The sequence below is a fragment of the Hydrogenophaga sp. genome, from assembly GCF_030158645.1.
Classification (GTDB): Bacteria; Pseudomonadota; Gammaproteobacteria; order Burkholderiales; family Burkholderiaceae_C; genus Hydrogenophaga.
The window spans coordinates 17,445-35,084 of sequence record NZ_JAOASO010000041.1 but is presented as its reverse complement, the minus strand read 5'-3'; the positions used below and the strand labels follow the sequence as shown (position 1 = coordinate 35,084).

General features: G+C 66.6%; 16 protein-coding genes. 2 read left to right on the top strand and 14 right to left on the bottom strand.

Features of this window, described 5'->3' with window-relative positions; genetic code table 11:
- Positions 1-40: 40 nt before the first annotated feature.
- The 12 genes from der to Q1W68_RS04425 form a co-directional block, all read right to left on the bottom strand.
- A complete protein-coding gene (gene der, locus Q1W68_RS04480) occupies positions 41-1,375 on the bottom strand; it encodes a ribosome biogenesis GTPase Der (RefSeq protein WP_300653163.1) in 1,335 nt (444 codons plus the stop codon).
- Positions 1,376-1,421: 46 nt separating this feature from the next.
- Complete coding sequence (gene bamB, locus Q1W68_RS04475; protein ID WP_300653227.1) at positions 1,422-2,534, bottom strand: outer membrane protein assembly factor BamB; 1,113 nt, start codon at positions 2,532-2,534, stop codon at positions 1,422-1,424.
- Between the two features lie 29 nt (positions 2,535-2,563).
- Positions 2,564-3,238, bottom strand: a complete 675-nt coding sequence (locus tag Q1W68_RS04470) for a tetratricopeptide repeat protein (protein WP_300653161.1) — start codon at positions 3,236-3,238, stop codon at positions 2,564-2,566.
- 103 nt (positions 3,239-3,341) lie between these two features.
- A complete protein-coding gene (gene hisS / locus Q1W68_RS04465; protein ID WP_300653158.1) occupies positions 3,342-4,655 on the bottom strand; it encodes a histidine--tRNA ligase in 1,314 nt (437 codons plus the stop codon).
- A 47-nt stretch (positions 4,656-4,702) separates the two neighbouring features.
- The gene (gene ispG / locus Q1W68_RS04460; RefSeq protein ID WP_300653155.1) at positions 4,703-5,998 is read right to left on the bottom strand and encodes a flavodoxin-dependent (E)-4-hydroxy-3-methylbut-2-enyl-diphosphate synthase; all 1,296 of its coding nucleotides are present in this window, start codon (positions 5,996-5,998) and stop codon (positions 4,703-4,705) included.
- Between the two features lie 2 nt (positions 5,999-6,000).
- Positions 6,001-6,939 (bottom strand): RodZ domain-containing protein, encoded by a 939-nt coding sequence (locus tag Q1W68_RS04455; RefSeq protein ID WP_300653152.1) that lies wholly within the window; start codon positions 6,937-6,939, stop codon positions 6,001-6,003.
- Positions 6,932-7,768, bottom strand: a complete 837-nt coding sequence (gene pilW / locus Q1W68_RS04450; RefSeq protein ID WP_300653150.1) for a type IV pilus biogenesis/stability protein PilW — start codon at positions 7,766-7,768, stop codon at positions 6,932-6,934. The genes Q1W68_RS04455 and pilW overlap by 8 nt, the downstream gene beginning before the upstream one ends.
- Positions 7,765-8,910: a 23S rRNA (adenine(2503)-C(2))-methyltransferase RlmN gene (rlmN, locus tag Q1W68_RS04445; protein WP_300715690.1), complete on the bottom strand. Its 1,146-nt coding sequence runs from the start codon at positions 8,908-8,910 to the stop codon at positions 7,765-7,767. Before rlmN ends, pilW begins: the two co-directional genes overlap by 4 nt.
- 20 nt (positions 8,911-8,930) lie before the next feature.
- Complete coding sequence (gene ndk, locus Q1W68_RS04440; protein ID WP_056277714.1) at positions 8,931-9,356, bottom strand: nucleoside-diphosphate kinase; 426 nt, start codon at positions 9,354-9,356, stop codon at positions 8,931-8,933.
- Positions 9,357-9,472: 116 nt separating this feature from the next.
- The gene (locus tag Q1W68_RS04435) at positions 9,473-10,807 is read right to left on the bottom strand and encodes a pseudouridine synthase (protein ID WP_300653145.1); all 1,335 of its coding nucleotides are present in this window, start codon (positions 10,805-10,807) and stop codon (positions 9,473-9,475) included.
- Positions 10,773-11,501 (bottom strand): SMC-Scp complex subunit ScpB, encoded by a 729-nt coding sequence (gene scpB, locus Q1W68_RS04430; RefSeq protein WP_300715689.1) that lies wholly within the window; start codon positions 11,499-11,501, stop codon positions 10,773-10,775. The genes Q1W68_RS04435 and scpB overlap by 35 nt, the downstream gene beginning before the upstream one ends.
- A 230-nt stretch (positions 11,502-11,731) precedes the next feature.
- Positions 11,732-12,745 carry an RluA family pseudouridine synthase gene (locus tag Q1W68_RS04425; RefSeq protein WP_300715713.1) on the bottom strand — a complete coding sequence of 338 codons (1,014 nt, stop codon included), beginning with the start codon at positions 12,743-12,745 and terminating at the stop codon, positions 11,732-11,734.
- Between the two features lie 73 nt (positions 12,746-12,818).
- Between Q1W68_RS04425 and Q1W68_RS04420 the strand changes: the two genes are divergently transcribed.
- A complete protein-coding gene (locus Q1W68_RS04420; protein ID WP_300653139.1) occupies positions 12,819-13,625 on the top strand; it encodes an outer membrane protein assembly factor BamD in 807 nt (268 codons plus the stop codon).
- Here Q1W68_RS04420 and Q1W68_RS04415 read toward each other — a convergent pair.
- Positions 13,588-15,684, bottom strand: coding sequence for an ATP-dependent DNA helicase (locus Q1W68_RS04415; protein ID WP_300653136.1), 2,097 nt, complete (start codon positions 15,682-15,684; stop codon positions 13,588-13,590). The genes Q1W68_RS04420 and Q1W68_RS04415 overlap by 38 nt on opposite strands.
- Before the next feature lie 52 nt (positions 15,685-15,736).
- Here Q1W68_RS04415 and Q1W68_RS04410 point away from each other — a divergent pair, with 52 nt between their 5' ends.
- Positions 15,737-16,495: a protein phosphatase 2C domain-containing protein gene (locus Q1W68_RS04410; RefSeq protein WP_300653133.1), complete on the top strand. Its 759-nt coding sequence runs from the start codon at positions 15,737-15,739 to the stop codon at positions 16,493-16,495.
- A 36-nt stretch (positions 16,496-16,531) separates the two neighbouring features.
- Here Q1W68_RS04410 and zapE read toward each other — a convergent pair whose 3' ends face one another.
- Positions 16,532-17,629, bottom strand: coding sequence for a cell division protein ZapE (gene zapE / locus Q1W68_RS04405; protein ID WP_300653132.1), 1,098 nt, complete (start codon positions 17,627-17,629; stop codon positions 16,532-16,534).
- Positions 17,630-17,640: the final 11 nt, after the last annotated feature.

Below are 17,640 nucleotides of genomic sequence, written 5' to 3'. Positions count from 1 at the left end.
ACCACAGGGCCAGCGATGCTCAGGCCCTCCGGGGAGATTCCTATTCCTTGAAAGGATTGGTGGAGGTCTTGAACTCGATCCGCAAAGGCGTGCCAACAAGATCGAAGGCCTTGCGGAAGCGCCCCTCGAGGAAGCGCTTGTACGAATCCGGCACGTGTTCCAGCGAGTTACCGTGGATCACGATCACCGGCGGGTTCATGCCACCCTGGTGGGCGTAGCGCATTTTGGGGCGGAACATGCCGCCGCGCGTCGGCGCCTGGAACTGAACCGCTTCAGCCAACAGGCGGGTGAGCACCGGGGTGGACATCTTGCGCGTGGCCGATGCCTGGGCCTGGATGATCGATTTCCACACCGGCGCCAGTCCCTGACGCTTTTGGGCCGAGATCATGTGCATCGACGCGAATTTCAGGAAGGCCAGGCGGGTCTCGATCTGGCGTTCGATCTGCTCGCGCTGGTAGGCATCCACCGCGTCCCATTTGTTGATGGCCAGCACCACGGCGCGGCCGCTTTCCAGGATGTAGCCTGCAATGTGGGCGTCCTGGTCGGTCACGCCCTGCGTGGCATCAAGCAGCAGCAGCACGACGTTCGCGTTTTCAATGGCCTGCAGGGTCTTGACCACCGAAAATTTCTCGATCGCCTCGAACACCCGACCCTTGCGACGGATGCCGGCGGTGTCGATCAGCTCGAACTTCTGGCCATTGCGCTCGAACGGCACGGAGATGGTGTCGCGCGTGGTGCCGGGCAGGTCGAATGCCACCAAGCGCTCTTCGCCCAGCCAGGCGTTGATCAGGGTGGACTTGCCCACATTGGGCCGCCCCGCCACCGCCAGACGGATCACGCCGACCGGTGCGGGTTCTTCCTCTTCGTCTTCCGGCGGCAGGCCGGGAATGCGCTCCATGGCCAACTCGACCATCGAGCGGATGCCCTGTCCATGCGCACCGGAGACCGGCAGCACTTCGCCCAGACCCAACTCGTAAAACTCGACCAGCTGCAAGCCCTGGGTCATGCCCTCGGCCTTGTTGGCCACCAGCACGCACGGCTTGCCCAGCCGACGCAGGTAACTTGCGATCTCGTGGTCCTGGGCGCTGATGCCGGCCCGGGCATCGACCACGAACAGCACCACGTCGGACTCGGCCACGGCCTGCCGTGTCTGCTTGGCCATCTCCTTGTAGATGCCTTCGGTGGCATCGGGCTCGAAGCCCCCGGTGTCGATGACGATGTATTCACGCGCACCGAGGCGGCCATTGCCGTAATGGCGATCACGGGTGAGGCCGGCAAAGTCGGCCACGATGGCGTCGCGAGAACTCGTCAGGCGGTTGAACAGGGTGGACTTGCCCACATTGGGGCGGCCCACCAGGGCGATGACGGGTTTCAAGGAAAACTGCTTTCGTTCAGGACGCGGTACGGCTGAGCCGTGACCACTATTGGGGGCGCCAGGCGTACACGCCGCCGTTGCGCGTCTGCACCACGAGCGCGTCGCCCGCGAGCACAGGGGCGGCGAGAACCGGCGACCCGTCGGTGCTCAGGCGGGTCATTTCACTGCCATCTTCGCGTGAGATCAAATGCACGAGGCCGCTGCTGTCGCCCACGGCCACCACCCGGCCCAGGGCCACGGGAGCACTGAGGCCGCGGTATTTCAGACGGTCGATGCTCCAGGCCGGCTCGCCGGAAGCGCGTTGCCAAGCTTGAAAGCGGCCTTCCGCGTCGGCACCAAACACCAGACGGTCGTCACCGTGAACACCGGTGGTGCCCTGCGCAACGCGTGACCACACCACCGTCCCTCGGCTGGCATCCACACAAGCCACGGCCGCCGAATAGGCTCGCGCGCACACGCTGTCGCCAATTCGGCTGACCGGGCCAACGATGTCCACCAGCCGCTCCACTTCGTTGGTGCCGCGCGACGTGGCCACCGGCGCCTCCCAGCGCACGGATCCATTGGCAGGATTGAGGCCCACGAGTCGCCCCGACAATCCAGCCACCAGTGTGTCGCCAACGGCCAGCAAAGCGCCACTCTGGCTCAGCACCAAGGGCTCACTGGTGCGTGTTTGGGTCCACAACCGGGCGCCATTTTTGGCGTCAAACGCGGTGACGGTGCGGTCGGCCGAGAGCACGAACACACGTGCACCTGCCACCAGCGGGGCCGTGAAGGCGCGGGCAGGCAGACGCACCCGCCAGACTTCGCGACCGTTGGCCATCGCCACGAGCTGGTTTTCGCGCGTGACCACGGCGGCGGTTTGCCCGTCAGACCCCACACCGGCAGCGATGGGGGTGCCGAGATTCAAACGCCAGACATCTTGACCGGTCACGCCATCGAGCGCCGCCACGGCGCCCGATGTGCTGGCCACGAACACGCGGCCCGAGGCCACTGCGGGCGTCATGGATTCGGTGCCGGGGCCGATCTGCGCGGTCCATGCCACACGTGTTCCCATCAGTGCGGCCACGGGCGGAAGCTCGGCGGGTTGTGGCTTCTTGGGACCGGAGGAACAGGCTGCAAGACCGGCAAGGACCAGCGCACCCAGGCAAGCGGTGCGCAAACTGCGCTGCCAGGAGTTCAGAAATGGGTTCAACGGACGACCTCGGTTGTTGGAGTCAGGCTGGCCACATCGACGCCCAGCGAAGCCAGCTTCACCTCGACCAGCCGGCGGTATTCGGTTCGGGTGCTGAGGCCCTGCCAGGCGGCCTGGTACTGTGCCTTGGCTTCGTCGGTTTTTCCCTGGGCCATGAACACATCACCGCGGCGATCGGCCACGAGTGGCTCAAACGGCTTGGGCACGGGTGCGTCCAGCGTCTTGAGCGCCTGGTCGAAGGCCTGCGCCTCGATGTCGAGTGCCGCCAGGCGCAAGCGCGCCACCGCCTTGTACGAATCGTCGGAGGATTTCTCGGCTGCCCAGGCCAGGGCGGCTCGGGCCTCGGGGAGCTTGCCCGCGTCGAAGAGTGTCTTGCCGGCCTGCAGCGCCGCCTGGCTCGCGTACGTGGTGCTGGCGAATTGTGATTGCATGTCGGCCAGCGCGCGCTGCACACGATCGGCATCTTTGGCCACCGCCGCGCGGTCCACCTCGTCGTACAGGGCAGCGGCCTTCGCGGCCTGGGTGCGTTGCCAGTAGTTCCAGCCGTTCCAGGCGGCAAATGACCCGAAGACCACGATCAGCACCCAGCTGATGAGGTTGCCGTACTGACTCCAGAAGTGTTTGATCTGATCGAGCTGTTCCTGCTCTTCGAGGTCGAGGTGTTTGGCCATGCTGCAAATTCGATTCGGGTTCGGGCGCCGGGAGCGCAACGCTCGATTGTAGGCGGGTGGCCGCGGCATCCCCGCCTGCGACGCACGGGGAATGCCGGGCAGGTCAGGTGCTGCGCAAACTGGCAGCCCAGTCGGCCACCTGAGCGACCGGCAGCAAGCGCTGCACCGCGTCGGGTGCAGCCGCGTCGGTGTCCGGCCGGGGGCCACGCAAAGGCTTGAGGGCCACCCCGCCTTGCTGCAGCTCCTGTTCGCCGAAGATCAGGGCAAAGCGGGCGCCGCTGGCGTCCGCCTTCTTGAACTGCGACTTCATGCTGCCCATGCCATCGGCGCCGCCTGCGTGCATCTGCACGTTGACGCCGTGCCGGCGCAGCGCGCGCAGCACCGGCATGACCTGGGGCACATGGGACGCGTCGGGCACCACGGCATAGGCGTCGGGCACGGGAGGCTCGGGCAGCTTGCCCTGCTCTTTCAGCAGCTCCAGGATGCGTTCCATGCCCAGCGCCCAGCCCACGGCTGGCGCGGCCTTGCCACCGATCTGCTCGAACAGGCCGTCGTAGCGGCCACCGGCACACACCGTGCCTTGCGAACCCAGTTGCGTGGTCACGAACTCGAACACCGAGAGGTTGTAGTAGTCCATGCCGCGCACCAGGCGCGGGTTGATGCGGTACGAAATGCCGTGCGCATCGAGCAGGCCGCGCAGGCGGTTGAAATGGTCGAGCGATTCGGCACCCAGGTGGTCCATCAGCCGCGGCGCGGCGTTCACCAGGGCCTGCATGGTCGGGTTCTTGGTGTCCAGGATGCGCAGCGGGTTGCTGTGCAGGCGGCGCTTGGCCTCCTCGTCGAGCTGGTCGATGTGGGCTTCCAGATAAGCGATCAGCGCCTGGCGGTGCGCCAGCCGCTCGGGGGGCTGACCCAGGCTGTTGATCTCGAGTTCGATCCCGGTGAGGCCGAGCTCGGCCCACAGGTCGCAAGCCAGCACGATGAGCTCGGCGTCCACATCGGGGCCAGCGAAGCCCAGGGCCTCGGCGCCGAACTGGTGGAACTGGCGGTAGCGACCGCGTTGCGGGCGCTCGTGGCGGAACATCGGGCCCATGTAGTACAGGCGCTTGCCACCGTCGTACAGCAGCGAATGTTCGAGCGCGGCGCGCACCACGCCCGCCGTGTTCTCCGGGCGCAGCGTGAGTTGCTCGCCGTTGAGCCGGTCTTCAAAGGAGTACATCTCCTTCTCGACAATGTCGGTCACCTCGCCCAGACCACGCACGAACAGCGCGGTGGGCTCCACGATGGGTGTGCGCAGGTTTCGGTACCCGTAGCGCCTCATGAGGCGACGCAGGGTTTCTTCGAGCCACTCCCAGTGCGCGGACGCGGGAGGGGCGATGTCGTTCATGCCTTTGACGGCGCTCAGTTTTTCTGCCATGCCTTGGGAGCTCGTGCGGTCAGCGGACGCCGGGGGGAGACCCGACTTCAAACGGTGACGCCAAACTTTTTCTCGATGTAGTTGTCCACGATGCCTTGAAACTCGCGCACGATGTCGTCGCCGCGCAAAGTCATTGCTTTTTGGCCGTCAATGAAAACGGGGGCTGCCGGCGCCTCGCCGGTGCCGGGCAGGCTGATGCCGATATCGGCATGCTTGCTCTCACCGGGGCCGTTGACGATGCAACCCATCACCGCGACCTTGAGGTTTTCAACGCCAGGGTAGCGCTCGCGCCAGACCGGCATGGAACTGCGCAGGTAGTCGTCGATCTGCTTGGCCAGCTCCTGGAAGGTGGTGCTGGTGGTCCGGCCACAGCCCGGACAGGCGGTGACCGAGGGCACAAACGCGCGCATGCCCAGGGCCTGCAGGATCTCCAGCGCAATCACAACTTCTTGTGTGCGGGCTTCGCCCGGTTGCGGCGTGAGCGAGATGCGGATGGTGTCGCCAATGCCTTGCTGCAACAGCACCGAGAGCGCGGCCGTGGAGGCCACCGCGCCCTTGGTGCCCATGCCCGCCTCCGTCAGCCCCAGGTGCAGGGCGTAGTCGCAACGCTGTGCCAGGGCCTGGTACACCGCAATCAGGTCTTGAACCGCGCTCACCTTGCACGACAGCGTGATGTTGTTGCCGTTGAGGCCGATCTGCTCCGCCCGTTTGGCGGATTCGAGTGCGGAGGTGATCAAGGCCTCGTACATCACCTGACGCGCTTCCCAAGGCTGGGGCCGGCTGGCGTTCTCGTCCATCAGGCGGGCGAGCAAGTCCTGGTCCAGACTACCCCAGTTCACGCCAATGCGGATGGCCTTGTCGTGGCGCGCTGCGATTTCCACCATCTGCGCGAACTGTCGGTCGCCTTTGTCACCACGGCCCACATTGCCGGGGTTGATGCGGTACTTTGAAAGCGCCTGGGCGCAAGCTGGATGGTCGGTGAGCAGGCGGTGCCCGTTGTAGTGGAAATCGCCGATCAGGGGCACGTGGATGTCCATGCGGTCCAGCTGCTCGCGGATGTAAGGGACGGCCTTGGCGGCTTCGTCGTTGTTGACCGTGATGCGAACCAGCTCGGAGCCGGCAAGTGCGAGTTCCTTGACCTGAATCGCCGTGCCCACCGCATCAGCGGTGTCCGTGTTGGTCATGGACTGCACACGCACGGGCGCATCGCCACCCACCGTCACGCGGTGGCTGCCCCAGGCCACGACGCCCTGCCGCGTCGTTCGGGCACGCACGGCAGCGAGGGGAATGGGTTGCCCGGCAGCGCCGGAAGTCACAAGAGAAGATCGGGACGCAGTGTCCATGTTCATTTCACCTCGAATCGGGCCACGTTGTTACGTGCAAACGGCGATGTGTCAAACAACTTTCCACGCACGCTGACCTCGGCAGCGTCGGCCTTTCCCAGCACCACGGTGTAAGGGGGCGCCGCGGAAAACTCGATCACATCGCCCGCCTGGAGCAGCCTTTTGACCACCACCACGCCAGACCCATTGACCACCTCGACCCAGGATTGACCAGTGGCGGCGATGCTCAGCAGGCCACCCGACTTGGTCACCGCAGAGGGATCGGGTGTCACAGCCACACCGGCTTCGGCCACCGGGGCTTGAGGAGAAGTTGACGGCTCGGCAGGCGCAGTGGTGGTGCCACCGGGCACCGCAAGCGGATCGGCAACGACCGGTGCTGGGCTTGCACCCGCCGCGGCGTCCTGCGGGCCGGGGGCTGCAGGCTCCGGCGGAACCACCGGCATGGCTGCCGGCACCGGCCCGGGACCGGCAGCAGCGCCAGGCTCGGGCACTGCGGATGTGTGGTCGGCCCGTGGCAGGAACACGATCACCAACGCTCCCAGCAGCAACGCAATGGCGGCCAGCAGCGCTGGGCGGGACAACCAGCTCAGGGGGTTGAACGGGGCTTCGTCGTGACCGGAGTGGAAAGGTGCATTGAGGGCGTGGCCCGATTGACCGAGCGTGGACACCGCACTCTGCGGAATCTGCTGCAGGATCGGCCCCGGATCCACCCGGAGCTGCCGACACGCGCTGGAGGCCAAGGCCCTGGCAAACGTCATGTCGGGGAGCTCGGTGTAGCGTCCGGCCTCCAGCGCCTCCAGCTTCTTGACGGGCACTTTCAAGGCGGCCGCCAGCGCAGCGATGTGCAGTCCGGCCGCTTCGCGAGCCTCTTTCAGGCGGACGGGCCGAGAAACCGTCTCGGCAGGAGCATCGCTGCCCTGCTGCGCCACCGCTTCACTCATTGAAGGCACCCCGCTGGTAGTTCGCCCACTGCGCAGACTCCGGGTAGCGCCGGCCCAGCTGCTGGGCAAGCTGCGTCATGGCCTGGGTGTTTTGCAACTGGCGTTCCACCTTGATGCCCAACCACAGGGTTTCCGCGTTCGCGAGATCGGTGTTGTTGAGGCGGCGGATGGTGAACTGCGCCTTGCTCGCCTCACCGCGACGAAACTGCAGCGACGCAAGGTTGTAAGCCACGATCGGGTTGCCGGCGTCCAGCTCGTACGAACGGGCCAGGCTGGCCTCGGCCTCCGCCAACTGGCCGGCACGGATCTGGCAGATGCCCATGGCCAACAGGGAGCGCGCCTGCCCGCCGTACACCGGGCTGGCCAGTGCGCGCCTGAACAGATCGGTGGACTGCGCATAACGCCCGGCCTGGCATTCGAACCACCCATAGTTGTGCAGGGTATCCGGGTCGCGCGGATTGAGCTGGATGGCGCGCTTGAAACTTTCTTCCGCCAGCACGCTGTTGTTCAACTGCATGTACACCAGGCCACGCAGCGCGTAGGCCGGGGCGTAGGTGGGGTCGGCCTGCAGGGCCAGCTTGATTTCATCGAGCGCCACCGTGGTCTGCCCTTCGGCAAAGTAGCCAGCGGCCAGCTCGATGCGGATGCGCGCGCGCTTGCGCACATCCGGCTCGTCCGAGTCCGTGATCGGCTCTTGCATGGACGCAGCCGAGGGTGCCGCACCCGTCTGGGCGCAACCGACAAGGAAGGTCAGGCCACACAGCAGACACGCCAGCAAACCCGCCTTGGCACCTGAAAACCGGGCTGGGAATCGAGTGACTGAAGTCATGCCTGCTTTTCCTTGTGGACGATGCGGATGGGATGCTCGGTGGCACTGCGGCGTTTGGCCAGGCGGCTGGCGGCGTTGGTGCGGTCGAGCACGTCGCCGGCCAGTTGACCACAGGCCGCGTCGATGTCGTCACCCCGCGTCTTGCGCACCGTTGTCACCAGACCACCTTCGCTGAGGATGCGGGCGAACTGCTGCACCACAGGCCGAGGTGAGCAGAGCAAACCAGAGCCGGGAAACGGATTGAAAGGAATCAGGTTGATCTTGCAGGGCACGCCGCGTCCCGCATGGCCCCGGACCAGAGCCAGCAGCTCTTGCGCGTGGTGCGGCTGGTCGTTCACCCCGTCGAGCATGCAGTACTCGAAGGTGATGAAATCGCGCGGCGCGGCGGGCAGATAGCGCAGGCAGGCGTCCAGCAGTTCGGCGATCGGATACTTCAGGTTGAGCGGCACCAGGTCGCTGCGCAGCGCGTCGTTCGGCGCGTGCAGGGACACGGCCAGCGCGACCGGACAGTCTTTCGCGAGGCGGTCCATCATGGGCACCACGCCCGAGGTGGACACGGTCACGCGGCGGCGAGAAAGGCCGTAGCCGTGATCGTCCAGCATCACACGCAGCGCCGGCACCAGCGCGTTGTAGTTCTGCAAGGGTTCGCCCATGCCCATCATCACCACGTTGGTGATCACACGCTCGCTGCGTTTGAGGTGCTTGCGCAAAAAGAACTCGGCTTGCCACAGCTGGGCGAGGATCTCGCCCGTCGTGAGGTTGCGCGAAAAGCCCTGGTGGCCGGTGGAGCAGAAGCGGCAGCCCACGGCACAACCCGCCTGGGACGAGACACACAAGGTGCCGCGGTCTTCTTCGGGAATGAACACGGTTTCGACCGCGTTGCCACCGCCCACGTCGAACAGCCACTTGATGGTGCCGTCCGCCGAGTCCTGGCGCGACAGCACAGGCAGGCCGGTGATGGTGCAGGCACCGGGGAGCTTCTCGCGCAAGCTGCGCGCGAGGTCGGTCATCTCGGTGAAGTCCGACGCCCCTTTTTGATGGATCCAGCGAAACAGCTGGACGGCGCGAAAGCGCTTTTCGCCCAGCTGCTCGCACCAAGCGGCCAAACCCTCAAGATCGAAGTCGAGCAGGTTGGCCGTCATGGCATGGTCAGCGCGCTGGCTCAGCGCGAGTAAACGTTGAGACCGGCGAAGAAAAACGCGATTTCAGCGGCGGCGGTCTCGGGGGCGTCCGAGCCGTGCACGGCGTTGGCGTCGATGCTGTCGGCGAAGTCGGCGCGGATCGTGCCGGCGTCGGCTTTCTTCGGGTCGGTCGCGCCCATCAGGTCGCGGTTCTTGGCGATCGCGCCTTCGCCTTCCAGGGCCTGGATCATCACGGGGCCGGAGATCATGAAGTCCACCAGGTCCTTGAAGAAGGGACGGGCCTTGTGCACCGCGTAGAACGCTTCGGCTTCGCCGCGCGACAGGTGGGCCATGCGGGCAGCCACAACCTTCAGGCCAGCGGCTTCAAAGCGGGCGTAGATCTGGCCGATCACGTTCTTGGCAACGGCGTCGGGCTTGATGATGGAGAGAGTGCGTTCGATGGCCATGGAAATCCTGAGGTTTTGTGGGTGAATCTGTCGGGGTTTGGGGCACCCCGCAAAGCCCATGATTCTACATTGGTCGTGTCGCTCGGCCGTGACGCGCGGGGAAGAGCCGAGTGGGTTCAGCGCCCGCCAGTGCGACCACCGCCACCACCTCCGCCGCGGCGGCGCGCGCCACCGGGTGCGCTGCCGCGCCCGGCTTCCTGCTCGCGCCTGCGCTGCAGGGCATCCTGCCCGATGTAGCCGAACGAGGTTTTCATGGGATCGGGCTGCGAAGCTCCGCCGCCCGGCCCGCGACCGCCCGTGCTGGTGCCGGGCTTGGCGCCTCGGCCTTTGCCGCCGGGACCGGTCGGTGCGCCGCCCATGCCGTAACCGCTGCTGCGCCGATCGCCAAAGCCAGGGCTCTCACCGCGGCTGCCGGGCGGTTTGCCTTGCGTGCGACCCGATCGAGGGCCCTGTTTTCCGCGCTGCGCCGGATGGCGGCCACCGGGACGCGGTGGGCGGGCGCCCTCCTCGTCGGCGCCGGGCATGCCGGCCGCGGCCGTCAGGCGCGCGATGTCGCGCTCGTCAAGCTCGATCCAGGCGCCGCGCTTGAGACCGCGCGGCAGCATCATGGCGCCGTAGCGGATGCGGATCAGGCGGCTGACCGCATGGCCCACCGCTTCAAACATGCGGCGAACCTCGCGGTTGCGACCTTCACCGATCGTCACGCGGTACCAGCAGTTGGCGCCCTCACCACCACCGTCTTCGATGGAAGCGAACTGGGCCATGCCGTCGTCCAGCCGCACACCGTCGAGCAGGCGGGCCTTTTCGTCGTTCGACAGCGCACCGAGCACCCGCACCGCGTATTCGCGCTGCAAGCCAAAGCGCGGGTGCATCAGCCGGTTGGCCAGTTCACCGGAGCTGGTGAGCAGCAGCAGGCCTTCGGTGTTCAGATCGAGCCGGCCAACCGACTGCCACTTGCCCTGCATCAGCTTGGGCAGACGGCGAAACACCGTGGGCCGGTTTTGCGGGTCGTCGTGCGACACCACTTCGCCCGCAGGCTTGTGGTAGGCCAGCACGCGTGGCGGGAGCGGTGTCATGCGCACGCGCACCGGTTTGCCGTTGACCTTGATCACATCGCCGATCTGGATGCGCTGGCCGACGTGGGCCGGCTCACCGTTGACCGAGATGCGGCCTTCGAGGATCAGTTGCTCCATCTCCAGCCGCGAGCCCATGCCGGCCTGCGCCAGCACTTTGTGCAGCTTGGGCGACTCGGCCTGCGGCGAGAGCACGCGCTTCACGGGCAGCGCTGGCAACTCCTGCTCCTGCTCGGCGTCGAATGCTCCGCTGACGACGTCGTCGAATCGCAGCACCTCGGGCTCGGGGTGTGGTGGCGCGGGCTTGGGCCGGACCGCAGGCACCTCGGCGGTGGGGTCGAGCTCAGTCGGGTTGGGGGGAGTTTGATCCGGGGTCATGGTCTTCCTGGGTGGACGGTTCCAACAACTGCGGGTCGGAGGGCGGGGAAATCGGGTCGGCGGCCAGGGGGTCGGCCACCACGAGCAGGTCTGATTCGGGTGCATCCAGATCGGGCGGATCGGACGGCAAGCTGTTCGCCAGCGATTCAAAATCGAGCCGGTCCAGCGCGGACTCCTGCACCTCGCTGCCGTCCAGGGGCGGCAACTGGTCCAGCGAGGCCAGCCCGAGGTCATCGAGGAACTGGCGTGTGGTGGCGAACAGGGCCGGCCGGCCCACGGTTTCGCGGTGGCCGATCACTTCAATCCAGCCCCGGTCTTCAAGTTGTTTGATGATCAGCGAATTGATGGTCACACCGCGGATGTCTTCCATGTCGCCGCGCGTCACCGGCTGGCGGTAGGCAATGATGGCCAGCGTCTCCATGGCAGCGCGGCTGTAGCGCGGCGGCTTTTCAGGGTGCAGCCGGTCCAGGTAGGGACGCAGTTCCGGGCGGCTCTGGAAGCGCCAGCCCGTGGCCACCTGCACCAGTTCCACGCCGCGCCCGGTCCATTCGAGCTGCAGATCGGCCAGCAAGGTTTTGAGCGTGTCGGCCGACACTTCCATGTCGAACAGCGTGCCGAGTTCCCGCACCGACAGCGGCTGGGGCGCGCAGATCAATGCCGTCTCGAGGACACGCTTGGCATCCGTGGTGTTCATGGTGTCTGTCAGTCAAAACCCGGTGGGCAACCGGGACGGGGCGAAAGGCGAACGGTGCGATGGAGCCGCAGGCCATGCAGCATGCGGGCGCGACCGTCGGGTCGGGGCGAATCGGCTGGATCCTGCAGAGCCCGGACAAGGGTTCTCGGTCGGGCGTTGAAATCGGGCGGCTGGACGAAGGTCGGGGGTGAGAGGTCTTGCGCAAACCACCCGCGTCGGGTGATGCGGATTCAAGCCGCCGAGTCGCTGTCCCAGCCGCTCGCATTGTAATGGAGCCCGCTGGATTCGAGCGCCAGCAACATGTCGGCCGGCGGCTCGGAACGGAACAACAGGGGCTGGCCACTGACGGGGTGCCTGAGCTCCAGCCGCGCCGCGTGCAGGGATTGCCGGGTCATGCCCCACAGCGCCCGACCGCCGTACAGCGTGTCGCCCACCAGCGGATGTGCAAGCCAGGCCATGTGAACCCGGATCTGGTGGGTGCGCCCGGTGTGCAGCTTGCAGGCCACCAGGCTGGCCTGGTCGCAGGTGTCGAGCAGGCGCACCGTGGTCTGCGCGGTCTTGCTGCTGCCCCCCTCGACCCGTACCACCGCCATGCGCAGACGGTTGTGCACATCGCGTCCGATCGGTTGATCCACGTGCTGGTCTTCCATGCCCTTCCAGCGCCCATGGGCCAGTGCGAGGTATTGCCGGCTCACCTCGCGCGCGGCGATGGCGCGCACCAGCGCTTCCACCGCCTGGCGGCTCTTGCCCACCAGCATCAGACCCGAGGTGTCCTTGTCGAGCCGGTGCACGATGCCCGCGCGCGGCAGGCTCGCGGCGCCGGCGTGGTGCGCCAGCAAGCCGTTGAGCAGCGTCCCGGTCCAGTTGCCGGCGGCTGGGTGCACCACCAGGCCAGCCGGTTTGTGGATGACGAGGAGATCCGCATCCTCGAACACCACATCCAGCGCGATGGCCTCGGGCACGAAGGCCTGTGCTTGCTGGGTGGGCCGCAGCTCCACATGCAGCTGATCACCGGCCGCGATGCGCGCCGATGCCTTGCTCTGGGGCACGCCCCGCACCTGCACGGCGCCGTCGGCCATGAGCTGCTGCAGGTAAGAACGGGAGAACTCTGGAATCAGCTGGGCCAGCGCGCGGTCGATGCGCCAGCCGTGCATGCCGACCGGAACCTCACAAATGCGCCTTTCGACTTCAAGCGCCCATTCATCGGCGGCCGTGGCTGTGTCATGGGCCGCGTCTGCCGGCAGACCGTCCGACGCACCCCCCGTCGATATACTTTGCGCTTTCAATCCGTCGGTCCGTTGTGAAGGTGAGTTTGTTATGTTGACGATGAGATTATCGGCTCTGGCCGCGTGTTCACTGGGCGCTGCGCTCACGCTCAGCGCTTGCGGCAGCACCAAACCCGTGGACGAAACCGCCAACTGGAGTCCCAACCGGATCTACAGCGAAGCCACCGAAGAGCGCTCCGCCGGCAACTACGAGCGCTCGGTGACCTTGCTCGGCAAGCTCGAAGGTCGCGCAGCGGGCACACCGCTGGCCCAACAGGCCCAGCTGGACAAGGCCTACACCCACTACAAGGCCGGCGAGCCTGCCCAGGCACTTGCCGCCATCGAGCGCTTCCAGAAGCTGCACCCCGCCAGCCCGGCCATGGACTACGCGCTCTACCTCAAAGGCCTGGTGAACTTCAACGACAACCTCGGCCTGTTCGGTGCGATCGCGCGGCAAGACCTCTCGGAGCGCGACCAGAAGGCCGCCAAGGAATCGTTCGAAGCCTTCCGGGAGTTGAGCACACGCTTTCCGGACTCGCGCTACACCCCGGACGCTCGCCTGCGCATGACCTACATCGTCAATTCGCTGGCCCAGTACGAAGTGCATGTCGCCCGCTACTACCTGAGCCGCGGCGCGCACGTGGCGGCCATCAACCGTGCACAAACCGCGCTCAACGAGTACAACGACGCACCCGCACTCGAGGAAGCCCTGTTCATCATGGTGCGCGCCTACGACGCGCTGGGCATGACCCAGCTGCGCGATGACGCGCGCCGCGTGATGCAGACCAACTATCCGAAAAGCGAATACCTGAGCCAGGGTTTCAAGACAGCAAGCGATCCCTGGTGGAAGATCTGGTGAGTGCGAGTGCGTCCAGTGCCGCGCTCATGTCGGCTTCGTCAACCAGACGGCGCATCGGTGGCAGGCTGGCCAGCAACGGAAGGCCATAGCTCCGCGTGACGAGGCGGCGGTCACCGATGACCAGCACGCCGCGGTCGGCTTCGGTTCGTATCAAACGACCGGCTCCCTGCTTCAAGGCCATGGCTGCCTCTGGCAGGTAGGCCTCTCCAAACGGATTCAAGCCCTGCGCTTCCAGGCGAGCGGCGCGGGCGGCGGTGAGGGGATCGTCGGGCGAGGAAAACGGCAGCTTGTCGATCACGAGCAACTGCAGCGCATCTCCAGCGAGATCCACACCTTCCCAGAATGAGGCCGAGGCCACCAGGATGGCGCCCTGCGGCGTCGAAGCGGCCGCCCTGAACCGCGCCAGCAAGGCTGCACGGGACAGGCGCCCTTGGGCCAGCACCCGTACCGGCGCACAACGACCGAGGAGCACCTGTTCGTTCAAGGCTTCGGCCATGCGCGACACCGCGCGCAGGGTGGTGGTGAGCACCAAGGTGCGTCCACCCAGACGCGTGGCCCACTGCGCCACCCGCCGTGCCAGCTCGGGTGTGTGCGCGGCCTCGGACGGCTCGGGCAGGTCGTGCGGCACATAGACCGAGGCTTGCTGGCCGTGGTCAAACGGACTGGCCACCCGCAAGGTGCGCACGGTGCTGTGATCCGCCAGGCCCAAGCCTCGCGTGAACCAGCTCAGCGCGTCGTCGTGGCCGAGCGTGGCCGAGGCGAAGATCCAGCTTCGATCACCGCGGCCTGCATCGGGCACCAGCCTGCTGAAGCGGGCGGCGCTGTCCAACGGCGCGCGCACCATGCGCCAGGCGCGGTCGACGCCCCACTCCATCCAACGCACGCTGGCGGCATCCGCCGGGCTCGGCCCGCCCGGCGCCAGGTGGCTCCAGGTGCCCTGCAGCGCCTTGATGCGCTCGAGCAGACGGGCGAGCTCAGCCGCACTCGGGGCGGTGGCCGACACGGCCTCCAGCGCAGCCGCCAACGCCTGATCGAGACCCGTGACCGCCCGCAGCCAGGCATCAGGAGCCAGCCCGCCAGGTGTTGCGTCGGTCCACGCGCTGCGGCTCTGGGTGGCGGTGTCTCGAGGCACCGAGCCCAGGGCGCGGCAAGCTTGTTCGAGGCTGAGCGCCAGGTGTGCCCAGGGTCTCAGCCCGCGGGCCCGGGCGTTGCCCTGCACGCCGATTTCGCGCGCGAGGTCGTGCAGGTGGTCCGAGGCGATGGACCGGGACAACAGCTGCACGCCCGTGTCGTTGAGCCGGTGCGCTTCATCCAGCACCACCACGCCGGTCTCGGGCAACCAGTCCACGGCTTCGGCCTCGCGAATGACCTGGTCGGCAAAAAAGAGGTGGTGGTTGATCACCACCCAGTCGGCCTCCCGCGCCTGGCGGCGGGCCAGGTTGACGTGACAGGCTGCGGCCTGCGGGCATGTGGCGCCCACGCAGTTGTGGCGGGTGGATGTGATCAGGGGGCGCAGCGGCGAGCGTTCGTCCAGCCCGTCCAGCTCGCCCACATCACCGCTGCGGGTGAGGCGCGCCCAGCGCTGCACCTGTTCCAGTCCAGCGGCCACGGCCGGGTCGCGTTGCGCGGACGAACCGACCGTCCTGGCCAGCTCCAGCCGGTGCAGGCACAAGTAGCTGGAGCGCCCTTTGAGCAGCGCCGCGCGCACCGGCAGACCCAGCGCGCGGGACACCGCAGGAATGTCGCGCGTGAACAGCTGGTCTTGCAGGGCCTGCGTGGCCGTCGACAGCAGTGCGCGTTGCCCGCTCAGCAGCACCGGCACGAGGTAGGCAAAGGTCTTGCCGACACCGGTGCCCGCCTCCACCGCCAGATGCTCGCCGGCCTGCAGGGCCTGCGCCACGGCCAGCGCCATGTCGAGCTGGCCCGGCCGGGGACGAAGTCCGGGGCGCGACACCGAGCGTGGGCCTTCGGCGGCAAAGGCAGCCGCCACGCATTGAACCAGATCAACCACGCCAGCGGCGTGCAAAGGCGCACGGGCGGTGAGGTACCGCGGGGACATAACTGGATACCATTGCGTGCAACCAACGGCACCCGAACAACGACTGATTCATATGTCCAAAGGCTACCGCATCCAGGCTTCCACCGGCATCCACCGGGGAGACCGCGACTACCAGCAAGACCAGGTGTGCCTGCTGAACCACCCACGCCACGGCAGTTGCATGCTGGCCGTGCTGGCCGACGGCATGGGCGGACGCAGTGGCGGTCGCAAGGCGTCGGATCAGGTGATGCTCACGGCGCGTCAGCTGTTCGAGCGTTACGACCCGGACACCGACGACGCGTCTGCCTTGCTGCGCCAGATCGTTGAAGAGTCGCACCTGGTGATCAAGCTCACCGCCGTGTCGGCCGAACAGGAGCCGCACAGCACGATCGCCGCCTTCCTGATCGACCCCGACGGTGAGAGCCACTGGGTGCACGCCGGCGACTCGCGGATCTACCACTTCCGCAACGGCCGCATGGTGTTTCGCACCATGGACCACTCGTACGTGCAGACCCTGGTCAACCAGGGCGAGCTGAGCGAGCAGGAAGCCCTGGACCACCCGCACGCCAACATCCTCATGGGTTGCCTGGGCACCGAGAACGACCCGCCGGTGGATCTGCACGTGGTGCCGCAACTCACGCCAGGCGAGGCGCTGATGGCCTGCAGCGACGGCGTGTGGCACTACTTCACGCCCGAAGAACTGGCCAGCACGATCGCCATGCTGTCGCCGCGCGAGGCTTGCGAGTTCCTGATCCAGAAGGCGCGCACGCGTGCCAAGGGCGCAGGCGACAACCTGTCGATCGTGATCGTGAAGCTGGAGCCGCTGAGCTGAATCCCGCGCAGCGGGCTTCGCTGTCAACGCCAATCGTCACGTCAAACCGGTGTCCACCAGCCGGTGCTCCAGGGCCAGGAACTCCTCCGATTGCATTTCGCTCAAGCGGGAGACCGTGCGCGGAAATTCATGCGACATGGGCCCTTCGAGGTACAGCGCTTCGGGTTGCACGGCAGCCGACATGACCAGCTTGACGCGGCGGTCGTAGAGCACGTCGATCAGCCAGGTGAATCGCCGCGCCTCCGACGCCTGACGCACCTGCATCTGCGGCACGTTGGACAGCATCACCGTGTGGAACTGGGTGGCGATTTCCAGGTAGTCGTTCTGTGAACGCGGCCCGCCACACAGGGTGCAGAAATCGAACCAGATCACGCCGCCGGCCCGGCGCACGGCCCGGATCTGGCGCGACTCGATCTGCATCACGGGATCCTGGTCACCCGCTTCAGCCAGCTCGTTGAAGGTGGCCTCCATCGACGCATCGGCCTGTGGCCCCAGCGGGCAGTGGTAGAGCTCGATGTGGTTGAGGGTGCGCTGGCGGTAGTCGGTGCCGTTGTCCACGCTCAGCACCTCCAGCCGCTCCTTGAGCAGCTCGATGGCGGGGAGGATGCGGTCGCGGTGCAAGCCGTCGGGGTAGAGGCCGTCCGGGTGGAAGTTCGACGTGGTGACGAAACCCACGCCGGCCTTGAACAACGCATCCAGCAGGCGGTGCAGGATCATGGCGTCGGTCACGTCCGCCACGTGGAACTCGTCAAAGCAGATCAGCTTGTAACGCTTGGCGATCCGCAGGCCCAGCTCGTCCAGCGGATTCACCGTGCCCTGCAACTCGCGCAGTTCGCGGTGCACCTCGCGCATGAACTCGTGAAAGTGCAGGCGCGTTTTGCGCTTGAGCGGCACCGCGTTGAAGAAACAATCCATCAAGAAGCTTTTGCCCCGGCCCACGCCGCCGAACATGTACACGCCGCGCGGAATCTCGGGCTTGATGAAGAGCTTTTTGAGCGAGTTGGAACGGCGCTGTTTGTATTCCGCCCACTCGGTGGCGCACCGCTCCAGCGCGTCGATGGCACGCTGCTGGGCGGGATCGGTTGTGTAGCCGCGCTCTTTCAGCGCGGCTTCGTAGGTGCTGCGAACGCTCAAGACCAGTGCCG